The sequence below is a fragment of the Pseudomonas japonica genome (assembly GCF_013522925.1).
Lineage (GTDB): Bacteria > Pseudomonadota > Gammaproteobacteria > Pseudomonadales > Pseudomonadaceae > Aquipseudomonas > Aquipseudomonas japonica_A.
In genome coordinates, this window is sequence record NZ_JAAMQU010000024.1 from 29,245 (window position 1) to 39,014 (window position 9,770).

Here is a 9,770-nt window from a genome sequence, read left to right on the forward strand (position 1 = left end):
CGCGAAGGCGGTGCGTGAGGTAGTGGCGGTGCGCACCGAGGCAGACCGGGGAAATGGACAGTGGCGGTCCGTATTGGGGCTGGGGACTCGCCGCTTGTCCCGCTGCGCTCAAGGCGTGAACCGGTGCGCACCTGGGCCAGCCTCACCGCAGTAGAACGGTTTGCCGAAAGGATGGGCCTTGAGCAGTTCGCGGTAGAGCTTCACGCCCGGTCCAGCACGCCGCGTACCGAAGCACAGCCCATCCTTTGATCCTTGTCGCGGGCACGGCTTAGCGCGCGCCCCTGCTTGCCTCAACGGCTTCGGCACTGGGGGGTAAGCCTACCGCGACTTCAGGCCGGTCCAGGGGGTGGGCTTGAACCCCGAGGATATACACGGTTTGCAGGCACTCGGGCTGAGCGGGGTGGCTGGCAGAGGTGATGGCCAGCAATTTCCAACCCATGCGAATGGCGTCGTTTGCGCCGTGCAAATCGGTTTCCATCAGCAATGCGGCTTCGGACAATTGCATTTCGACGTGCTCCTTGGCGGGGGCTACCCCGGCCCAACCACCCGCTTGTTGTGGCCAGGCGCTCACCGAGAATCGTGGGCCCGGCGCTGGGTAGCGCCCGGGTTTGTAGAAATGGCTGTCCTGAGCGTAGACGGTCGTGGGCACCGCGCGCCTTTCATCTCATGGAATGACCCGCCACGCACGGACACAGTCCTACCGTGTATGAAGACGTTAAAACCCCGCAGTGCCTTGCCCCACGTGCTCATCGTGGAAGACGAGGAACTGCTTCGCCAGTTGCTCGCCGATGTAATTGCCGACCTTGGAACGACCGTTACCGCGGTAGAAACCGCAGATGCAGGCGCCGAGGTCCTGGCGCACACGCCTGCCATCGACTTGTTGATTACCGATGTCCGGACGCCGGGCCAGTCGAGCGGCTGGGATCTGGCGGCATTCGCTGCTGCCCGGCGCCCTGAGCTGCCCATCATCATCACCAGCGGTTTTTCGGTGCAAACCTGCCCCCTGCCCGCCAGCGCGGTCTTTGTGGGCAAGCCGTGGCGGCTGGACGCCCTGTGTGAACTGGTCAAGGCAAGACTGGGCCGGACCTGAAGGGTACGGACCGGCGGCTGCGCGTACCGTAAATGGGATAGGTGGCCTAGAACGCTTTTTCGCACGCAGGGCTGTGCGCGTGCTGGAGCAGGCAGGTCACAGGCGGCACGGTCACGTCACAGAACGAAGGCCCAAACACGGGCGGCTTGCAGGGCTGCGCGCCGAATGCCTGCGCCACGTCCGCGTGGCCAGGCAGCACGAACACCGTGGTGCACGCCGTCTCGGCATCGAGAACAACCTTGTAAAAGGGCTGATGCTTGGGAATGCCCCGCAGGCCCAGGCCGAGTTCGCGCAGCTGCCTCAAGGCCACAAATGTTTTCGGCCCTTGCTCGAAGCGCTTGCAGTACCACTGATCCATACGTCATTCGTTCTGTTTGTCGGCGGTCAACTGACCGACCGGGGTAGGCAACGTTCAGTCCGCACCAGCACACAAACCTAGCGTCGCCTCAGGGTGCGTGGGTAGGGGGCTGTTTGCTAAAATATTGCCGTTTTTTTTCACTGTGATGGCATTATGCTAAAGCCTATTCTCCTGGTCGAGGACAATCCACGCGACCTGGAACTGACCCTGATTGCGCTGGAAAAGAGCCAGCTGGCCAACGAGGTTATCGTCCTGCGCGACGGTGCCGAAGCCCTGGATTACCTGCTTCGCCGTGGCGCGTACGCGGACCGGGCGGAGGGCAATCCGGCTATCGTCCTGCTCGATCTTAAACTGCCCAAGGTGGACGGACTGGAAGTCCTCGAAGCAGTCCGTGCGACCGAGGCGCTACGCAGCATTCCTGTGGTGATGCTGACCAGTTCGACCGTAGACGGTGACCTCAGCCGCGCCTACGAACTGGGTGCCAACGCCTATGTGGTCAAGCCGGTCGAGTTCAAGGCATTCGTCGCGGCGGTGTCGGATTTGGGGATGTTTTGGGCCGTGCTCAACGAACCGCCGCCCGGGTCTGTCCGTCCCACCACCTACCGTCGCGAGTCTACCGCTGATCGCGGTCATAAAACCCCGGCGCACCGGTCCTCGAACAGCGCTCCGAGTGCAGCAAGGGACGAGTCGGCACACCGCGAGCACGCCAGTAAAGATGATCGTTGAGCCAAGCTATTGCAGCGCAATGAACACGTCCATGCGTGACCCGGTTGCCCCCCGTCTGCCTCTGCACGTACCAGGTTACATAGCCTTTAACCCCACCTGCCCACCTACCTTTGCCCATTAAACGAGTTGTTTTGCAGTGCTATGACGATCACCTGAATGATAAAGGTCCATAGCAGCAGACTCAGCTTCCGGTTGCTTTCAAGGTTTTCGTCGAGGCCAGCGAGCCCAGGATTGCTGGGTTATATCGTCGTCATAGACAAGGGTATAAGGCGCTTTGTCCGGTTGCGGGCCCTCGTAGTGCAGGGGAATATCCAGGAGCTGATGTGCCTCATCTCCTCGATCCACCAAAGGGCTTGTTATCACTTGGTACCAGAGCTCGGGGGAGTTCACGATGATCCGTTTAAGGGGGCGCCGTAATTTGTCAGCGTTGCGGATTTCTACAAGAAGCTGATACATACACTGCCCCCACGGAAGCTTCAAATCTTGAAGCGGGCCACGAGCTGACTGAGATTAACGGCGAGTTTTGAAAGCTCCGCAGTAGCGATCGTGGTCTGTCGCGATCCTTCGGACGTCTGGCCGGACAGGTCGCGAATGCTGACCAGGCTCTGGTCTACCTCGCGAGCGACCTGCGCCTGCTCCTCCGCTGCCGTCGCGATCAGTAAGTTGCGCTCGTTGATCTGCTCGATGGATTCAGTGATGACGTTAAGCGCCTGGCCAGCGCCTTGGGCCTTCTGCAGCGTGTGCTGTGCTTGGGTATTGGTGTCATGCATGGAACTGACGGCATCCTCAGTACCCGTTTGGATACGGCCGACCATCTGTTCGATTTCCAGCGTGGATGACTGGGTACGGTGCGCTAATGCCCGTACCTCGTCTGCCACAACAGCGAAGCCGCGGCCAGCTTCCCCAGCGCGGGCAGCCTCAATAGCGGCGTTAAGCGCCAAAAGGTTGGTTTGCTCGGCAATGGCCCTTATCACTTCCAGGACCTTGCTGATCGCCCGCGTATTCTCCGCCAGGTTTTCTACGTTGGTGGAGGTGGATCTGACGGTGGCGACCATTCGGTTAATGGCATCAACGGTTTCATTGACGCGTAAACGACCGTCCATTGCTGCCGCGCTGGATTGACCGGTGGCTTCGGATGCGGCGGCGGCATTGCTTGCGACTTCATCTACCGCTGCGCTCATTTCCGTAACGGCAGTGGCGGCCATTTCAATCTCGCTGTTCTGCCGCTGCAAGCCGTGCGATGCGTCTTCGGTCACAGCATGCATCTCTTCAGCGGTGGCAGAAAGATGTGTCGCGGACTCTCCAATCAGGCTGATGGCTTCTCGCAGCTGATCCTGCATTCTGGACAGGGCCATCATCATGCGTGCAGGTTCATCATTACCTTCAACCTGAATCTGCTGACGAAGATCGTTTCCTGCAATGCCCTCGACTGCAGTGAGCGCCTGACGAATAGGCACGGTGAGGCTTCGGGTAAACAGGTAGGCCAGCAGGATACTGACCAGCACCCCTACGATGATAAAGCCTGTGACAGTGGCTACAGCTTGGCTGTACGCCGCGCGCGCCGTTTCCCCCGCTTTAGCGCTCTTGTTGAGATTGACATCTAGAAGGCGCGAAAGCATTGCATCAAGGGCTTCGGCGTCAGCGCGCATTTCACCGGCTGAGAACTGCATTGCTGCGTCCAACTGGTTGGCTGTAATGAAGCCAACATAGCGATCCAGCTTTCCGCTATAGGATTGCTCAAGCTTTTTAAGCGCTTCGAGCGCTTCGCGGCCTTGAGGCGTCACGATAAGCGCTTCCAGTCGGGTCAAGGCTTCATCAATGGCCGCCCTGCTTTTCTGAAGATCCTGGATAGCCTTGGCTTTGACCGGCGCTGGCTCAGCGGCGTTACGCAATCGGGCATTGTTACCGCGAATGGCGGCTAATTCCTGGCCCAAAACGCCCAACTGTCTAATGCTGGGAACAACGTTCAGCTCCACGAACTGCTCCGCTTCATCCAGCTGTTGAGCTTGCCGAAGGGAGACCAGCCCAAGGGCAATGAGCATCGCGCAAATCAGGCCAAAGAACAGGGCAGAACGGGGACCAATACTGAGATTTCGCAGGCTCATCGTGATCGTTTTCCTAACGTTATGGAATGCTTCAGTCGTCATCCGGACGTGAACCACCTTAGGTTTTATTAGAGGCCTTGATGTGAAGGCTTAATGCAACTGTAGACCCACTCTGTAAATCAGCTCAGGAAAGCGTTTACTTCCAGATGTTTCAGTGGTGATGACGCCTCAGCCTGCATATTCAAGGAGTTACGTATTCTTGAAACCTCGGTTTGCCTCAGCGTCGGCAAGCCCTGGGAGGACGAAAAAACCTTGCTCAGCCGGTTTTAGTTGTAATACTGTAAATATATACAGTTAAGAGTCACTGTCATGGCCACGTCTTCCTCTGCCCCTACCCCGCTGACACCCTATGCCCTATTGGCCACGCGCTTGCAGCGGGCCATCAACCACCCCGCCGCCCAGCAGGCCAGAACCGCATTACTGGAGCGATTCGAGGGCGATTCGGAAGAAGCCTGGGAGCGGATCATGGCGGAGCTGGGCGAAAACGATAACGTGACCCTGGCCTACCGCGACGATGGCCATATCCAGATTTTCTGGACCGTGCTGCAGGACGACTGACGATGAGCATTGTTGTCCTGGGGCCGCTTGAGCCTTCCATCTATCCATTGCCGTTTTTCGCCTACCGGGTGCCTGCGGGCTTTCCGTCGCCGGCGGCGGATCATCTGGAAAAACACATCTCGCTCGATGAGCTGTTCGACCTGCGCGCCCCGCATATCTACCTGGTGAAGATCGACGGGGACAGCATGATGGGCGCCGGCCTGTTCTCTGGGGACCTGGTGATTGTGGATCGAGGCCGCGAGGCCCGGCATGGTGATATCGTCATTGCCGCACTCAATGGCGAACCCGTGTGCAAGCGGCTGCACCGCAAGGGCAGCGAAGTCATTCTCCAGTCCGAAAACCCCGCCTACCCCCAACGCTACGTGCTCGAAAGCGATGAGATGACCATCTGGGGTGTAGTGCGTTACAGCGTGCGCGATCATGCCTACGCCTGAGCCGGTATTCGCCCTGGTGGACTGCAACAGCTTCTATGCCTCGTGCGAACGGGTGTTTCGGCCCGACCTGGCCAAGACGCCGATTGTGGTGCTGTCGAACAACGACGGCTGCGTGATTGCCCGCAGCTACGACGCCAAGCCCTTCGTAAAAATGGGCGCACCGTATTTCCAGATCAAAGACACGCTGCGCCGGCACGGCATCGTGGCGTTTTCTTCGAACTATGCGCTCTATGGCGAGATCAGCCAACGGGTAATGACCCTCATCGAGGGCATGGTGGCCGGCTCCGAGGTGTACAGCATCGACGAGATGTTCTGCGACCTGACCGGCCAGCCGGGCGACCTGACGGCCCTGGGCCGGTTGATCCGGGAGAAGGTGTTGCGCTGCACCGGCATTCCGGTTGGTGTCGGCATAGCCCGCACCAAGACCCTGGCCAAGCTGGCCAACCACACCGCCAAGCGCTTGCAGCAACACACCGGCGGCGTGGTGGACATCTGCGACCCGTTCAAGCGCGACTGGGTGCTACGTAACACCGCCGTAGCCGAGGTATGGGGAGTGGGCCGACGCCTGAACGCGCACTTGCAGGCCATGGGCATCCACTCCGCCATGGACCTGGCCAACGCCGACCCCGTGACCCTGCGGGCCAGGTTCAGCGTGGTGCTGGAACGCACGGCCCGCGAACTCGCCGGCGTGCCGTGCCTGGAACTGGACGACCCCGACCCGCCCAAGCAGGAAATCTGTTGCAGCCGGATGTTTGGCAAGCGGCTGACCGAGCTGGCCCCGATCAAGGAAGCCGTGGCCAGCTACACCGCACGCGCAGCCGAGAAGCTGCGCGCTCAGGGCTCGATGTGCAAGAAGATGCGCATCGCCGTGCGCACCGGCATGTTCAACCCGGACGAGGCCAAGTACGCCAATGGCGTGCTGGTCGAGCTGCCCTACCCCACCCACGACACGCTGCTGATGACCAACGCGGCCACACAGGCCGTGGAGCGGATCTACCGGCCAGGCTACCGCTACAGCAAGGCTGAGGTGTTGTTGCTGGACCTGCGCCAACCGGGTGAGTACACCGATGACCTGTTTGCCCAGACCCAGCCGAAAAAGTGCGAGCAGCTGATGCAGGTGCTGGACACGATCAACGGCCGTTGGGGTCGCGGAACGCTGCGCTCAGCCACGGTGCCTATAGCGCCCGACTGGGGCATGCGCCGCGAGCTGATGAGCCAGAGCTACACCACGCGGATTGATCAGTTGTGGACGGTCAACGCGCACTAAAGGCAGCGCTACACCCCTTTTTAAGGTAGAGAGAGTGAAATCACAGTCTATGAGTACGCTTGTTGAGGTGAACCGGAGCTTGGAAGCCGCTGCCACCTTGGCCGACGCCTTGGAAGAGCAACTGGGCCATGCCTATGTGACACGGATACGGTTAGTCACCTGGATTATCCAGCGCTTTGAGAACCCTCAGTCACTGGAAAAGGCCGCTAATGACTTGCCCGTGCTGGAGGCCCAGTTGCGCCTCGACTATGAACAGTGGCAGCGGGGCTGAGGACGCAGCCAAAAAGCGGTCCTATAACGTAACGACCGATCAATCCAGGGCAGGTGAACCATGTGTGGACGCTATTCCGTGTACGAGGCGATGGACCACTACCTGCGCGAGCTGGCCCCTCGGCAGCTGGTGATCGACTATGTGCCGCCGGAACCGGTCAACCGCTACAACGTGGCCCCCAGCACGAAATCACCGGTGATTCGCGCCGACGCCGAGGGCATTCGCCTGGACGCGGTGAAATGGGGCTGGGCGCCCTTCTGGGCCAAGGGCAAACGGCCGGACCCCATCAATGCGCGGATCGAGACGGTGGCCTCTGGGAAGTTCTTCAAAGCGCTGTGGCCCCTTGGTCGCGTCCTGGTACCGGCCAATAACTGGTTCGAGTGGGTGAAGGATCCGGACGACCCCAAGAAAAAGCAGCCGTATTGCATCCGGCTCAAGACCCAGACCCCGATGTTTTTCGCCGGCCTCGCTCAGGTGCATCCAGGGCTGGAACCTCATGATAACGACGGCTTTGTCATCATCACCGACGCCAGCGATGCCGGCATGGTGGACATCCATGATCGCCGGCCCGTGGTCCTGGACCCTGAAGCCGCAAACGCCTGGCTTGAACCAGGGCTGGAGGCCAATGGTGCCCTCAACATCGTGCAAGAGCGGAGCCGGCCGGTGGCTGATTTCGAGTGGTACACGGTGGACAGGGCCGTGGGCAACGTCAGGAACCAGGGCCGCGAACTGATCGATCCCCTGGAGGAATGATTCGGAGGAGCCGGGCCAAGAATTCCAGAGCAAGACCGTGCGCGCTCGGGCGCGTTTGATGGCCTTAGAGCGGTTCGCTTAATAGGTGCACGGGCCCAGAGCTGTAGGCGTGCTCTTCTGGTGCGCCGTATTGCTCAGGCTGCGGGTATGATTTCATCCTCAAAGTGATCCAAAAAAGGTACCGTTCCAGTCTTTGATCAAGGATGACTTTCAGTGGCTTTGAGCATTCGTACGGCGGTGGAAGCAGACGCGGTCGCCATCCAGCAAATTTACGCACCTGTAGTTCTGGAAACGGCGATTTCCTTTGAAGAGGTCCCCCCGACCGTTGAGGAAATGGCTCAGCGGATAGCGACAACGCTTCAGACCTATCCCTACCTGGTGGCCGAAGAGGATGGGGTCATCAAGGGGTACGCGTACGCCAGCCAACACCGGGCTCGCCCAGCCTACCGGTGGGCCGTGGACGTGACGGTGTACATCGCCGAATCGGCCCGCCGTCAGGGCATTGGTCGTCAGCTCTATGAAACGTTGCTGCCCCTGCTTGAGCAGCAGCGGTTTAGAGCCGCCTACGCCGGTATCGCGCAGCCCAACGAGGGCAGTGTTGGCCTGCACGAAGCGCTGGGGTTTGTGCACATCGGTACCTACCCTGAAGTGGGCTTCAAGCTCGGTAAATGGCACGACGTTGGCTACTGGCGGCTCGGGCTTTGCCAGTTAACGCCACCGTTGGAGCCTGTGCTGTTCCCTGATCTGGAGCGCGCATCCAGATAAGCCGACTGGCAGGCCGTGCTGGTAGATGGTCTTGGTCATCCCATCTACCAGCCGATGAATTTCGCGGTAGGGACGCGTTAGATGGAACGCTGATTGACGCGCTTGGAGAGCTCTTCGGCGGACTCCTTGCGTTCGGAGTAGCGGTCCACCAGGTAATCCTGGCGATCACGCAGCAGCAGCGTGAACTTCATCAGCTCCTCCATCACATCCACCAGGCGGTCGTAATAGGAGGAGGGTTTCATCCGGCCGGCCTCATCAAACTCGGTGAAGGCTTTGGCCACCGAGGACTGGTTGGGGATGGTGAACATGCGCATCCAGCGGCCCAACACGCGCAGCTGGTTGACCACGTTGAACGACTGCGAACCGCCGCAGACCTGCATCACGGCCAGGGTCTTTCCCTGGGTCGGCCGCACTGCGCCGAGGGCCAGTGGCACCCAGTCGATCTGCGCCTTGAACACCGCGCTCATCGCGCCGTGCCGTTCAGGCGAGCACCACACCTGCCCTTCCGACCACTGCATCAGTTCGCGCAGCTCCTGCACCTTCGGGTGGGAGTCGGGGGCATCGTCCGGCAGCGGCAGGCCGGAGGGATCGAAGATGCGGGTTTCGGCGCCGAATTCTTCCAGCAGGCGTGCCGCCTCCTGAGTCACCAGGCGGCTGAACGAGCGTTCCCGCGTCGAGCCGTACAGGAGCAGAATCCGGGGCTTGTGCCGCGACGGGGTGGCCGGTGTCAGCTGCTCCAGCGTGGGGAGGTCAAGCAGGTCTGCCTGCACGTTGGGTAAGGTGTCTTGCATAGCACTCTCCTAAGGCTGCGTCCTGCGGGCACAGCCCTGGTTGATCTTCAAAGCGTTCCGATACGGCCCAGCTCGGCTTTCAACTGCTCATCGCTCAGTGTTGCGAAGGGCAGCGCCAGGAAGGCGCGCACGCGTTCCTGGATCTTGGCCAGGGTGGTGGCGAACGCCGCATCAATGTCAGCCTCCGCGCCGGTGGCTTCCGAGGGATCAGCCAGGCCCCAATGCGCTTTCAAGGCAGGGCCGAAGAAGACGGGGCAGGCTTCGCCAGCGGCGCGGTCACAGACGGTGATCACGATGTCCGGCGGCGCGCTTTCAAAGGCGTCCGACGCCTTGCTGCTCAAGCCGGCCGTAGGAATGCCGGCAGCTTCCAGCGTGTGCAGCGCGCGCGGGTTGACCCGACCGCTGGGAAAACTGCCCGAACTGACCGCTTCGAAGCCGTCCGGGGCCAAGTGATTGAACACTGCTTCGGAGAGGATGCTGCGGCAGCTGTTGTGGGTGCACATAAACAGGACTTTCATCAGAGGCTTCCTTGATTCAGAAACTCAGGCGCAAGGCCAAAGCACAGAGGGTGGCGACGAGGATGGGCAGGGTCAGCACGATCCCGGTCTTGAAGTAGTAACCCCAGCTGATGGTGATCCCCCGCTTGGCCAGC

Annotated in this window: 14 protein-coding genes and 2 pseudogenes; 9 read left to right on the plus strand and 7 right to left on the minus strand. The window is 60.5% G+C overall.

The window, feature by feature from the left end; translation table 11 throughout:
* Positions 1–123 precede the first annotated feature (123 nt).
* Positions 124–249, plus strand: a complete 126-nt coding sequence (locus tag G7016_RS25280; RefSeq protein ID WP_258195334.1) for a hypothetical protein — start codon at positions 124–126, stop codon at positions 247–249.
* Between the two features lie 19 nt (positions 250–268).
* Here G7016_RS25280 and G7016_RS24020 read toward each other — a convergent pair whose 3' ends face one another.
* Complete coding sequence (locus tag G7016_RS24020) at positions 269–649, minus strand: hypothetical protein (protein WP_148485223.1); 381 nt, start codon at positions 647–649, stop codon at positions 269–271.
* A gap of 57 nt (positions 650–706) precedes the next feature.
* Between G7016_RS24020 and G7016_RS24025 the strand changes: the two genes are divergently transcribed.
* Positions 707–1,090: a response regulator gene (locus tag G7016_RS24025; protein ID WP_181118294.1), complete on the plus strand. Its 384-nt coding sequence runs from the start codon at positions 707–709 to the stop codon at positions 1,088–1,090.
* Positions 1,091–1,136: 46 nt separating this feature from the next.
* Here the strand turns inward: G7016_RS24025 and G7016_RS24030 are convergent, their stop codons facing one another.
* Positions 1,137–1,448: a hypothetical protein gene (locus G7016_RS24030; protein ID WP_181118295.1), complete on the minus strand. Its 312-nt coding sequence runs from the start codon at positions 1,446–1,448 to the stop codon at positions 1,137–1,139.
* Between the two features lie 153 nt (positions 1,449–1,601).
* Between G7016_RS24030 and G7016_RS24035 the strand changes: the two are divergent.
* Positions 1,602–2,039: pseudogene (locus G7016_RS24035) on the plus strand (response regulator); the annotation flags it as partial.
* A gap of 611 nt (positions 2,040–2,650) precedes the next feature.
* Here G7016_RS24035 and G7016_RS25720 read toward each other — a convergent pair.
* On the minus strand, positions 2,651–3,535 hold the full coding sequence (locus tag G7016_RS25720; protein ID WP_375139716.1) for a methyl-accepting chemotaxis protein: 885 nt from the start codon (positions 3,533–3,535) through the stop codon (positions 2,651–2,653).
* A 198-nt stretch (positions 3,536–3,733) separates the two neighbouring features.
* A pseudogene (locus tag G7016_RS25725) lies at positions 3,734–4,321 on the minus strand (MCP four helix bundle domain-containing protein); the annotation flags it as partial.
* A 267-nt stretch (positions 4,322–4,588) separates the two neighbouring features.
* On the opposite strand from G7016_RS25725, the gene G7016_RS24045 reads away from it, so the two are divergent.
* From G7016_RS24045 to G7016_RS24070, 6 genes are all read left to right on the plus strand, one after another.
* Positions 4,589–4,837 carry a DUF1654 domain-containing protein gene (locus G7016_RS24045; protein ID WP_181118297.1) on the plus strand — a complete coding sequence of 83 codons (249 nt, stop codon included), beginning with the start codon at positions 4,589–4,591 and terminating at the stop codon, positions 4,835–4,837.
* A 2-nt stretch (positions 4,838–4,839) separates the two neighbouring features.
* Positions 4,840–5,271, plus strand: a complete 432-nt coding sequence (locus G7016_RS24050) for a LexA family protein (RefSeq protein ID WP_181118298.1) — start codon at positions 4,840–4,842, stop codon at positions 5,269–5,271.
* Positions 5,258–6,538 carry a translesion error-prone DNA polymerase V subunit UmuC gene (umuC, locus tag G7016_RS24055; RefSeq protein WP_181118299.1) on the plus strand — a complete coding sequence of 427 codons (1,281 nt, stop codon included), beginning with the start codon at positions 5,258–5,260 and terminating at the stop codon, positions 6,536–6,538. The genes G7016_RS24050 and umuC overlap by 14 nt, the downstream gene beginning before the upstream one ends.
* A 49-nt stretch (positions 6,539–6,587) precedes the next feature.
* A complete protein-coding gene (locus G7016_RS24060; protein ID WP_181118300.1) occupies positions 6,588–6,809 on the plus strand; it encodes a hypothetical protein in 222 nt (73 codons plus the stop codon).
* Positions 6,810–6,869: 60 nt separating this feature from the next.
* Entirely contained in the window at positions 6,870–7,562 is a 693-nt protein-coding gene (locus G7016_RS24065) for an SOS response-associated peptidase (protein WP_181118301.1), read from the plus strand.
* Between the two features lie 213 nt (positions 7,563–7,775).
* Positions 7,776–8,327, plus strand: a complete 552-nt coding sequence (locus G7016_RS24070; protein WP_181118302.1) for an arsinothricin resistance N-acetyltransferase ArsN1 family B — start codon at positions 7,776–7,778, stop codon at positions 8,325–8,327.
* Positions 8,328–8,404: 77 nt separating this feature from the next.
* Here G7016_RS24070 and arsH read toward each other — a convergent pair whose 3' ends face one another.
* The 3 genes from arsH to G7016_RS24085 form a co-directional block, all read right to left on the minus strand.
* Positions 8,405–9,118 carry an arsenical resistance protein ArsH gene (gene arsH / locus G7016_RS24075; protein ID WP_181118303.1) on the minus strand — a complete coding sequence of 238 codons (714 nt, stop codon included), beginning with the start codon at positions 9,116–9,118 and terminating at the stop codon, positions 8,405–8,407.
* A 47-nt stretch (positions 9,119–9,165) separates the two neighbouring features.
* Entirely contained in the window at positions 9,166–9,636 is a 471-nt protein-coding gene (locus G7016_RS24080) for an arsenate reductase ArsC (RefSeq protein ID WP_181118304.1), read from the minus strand.
* Between the two features lie 16 nt (positions 9,637–9,652).
* Positions 9,653–9,770: ArsB/NhaD family transporter (locus G7016_RS24085; RefSeq protein WP_181118305.1), on the minus strand; the 118-nt coding region annotated here is incomplete at its 5' end.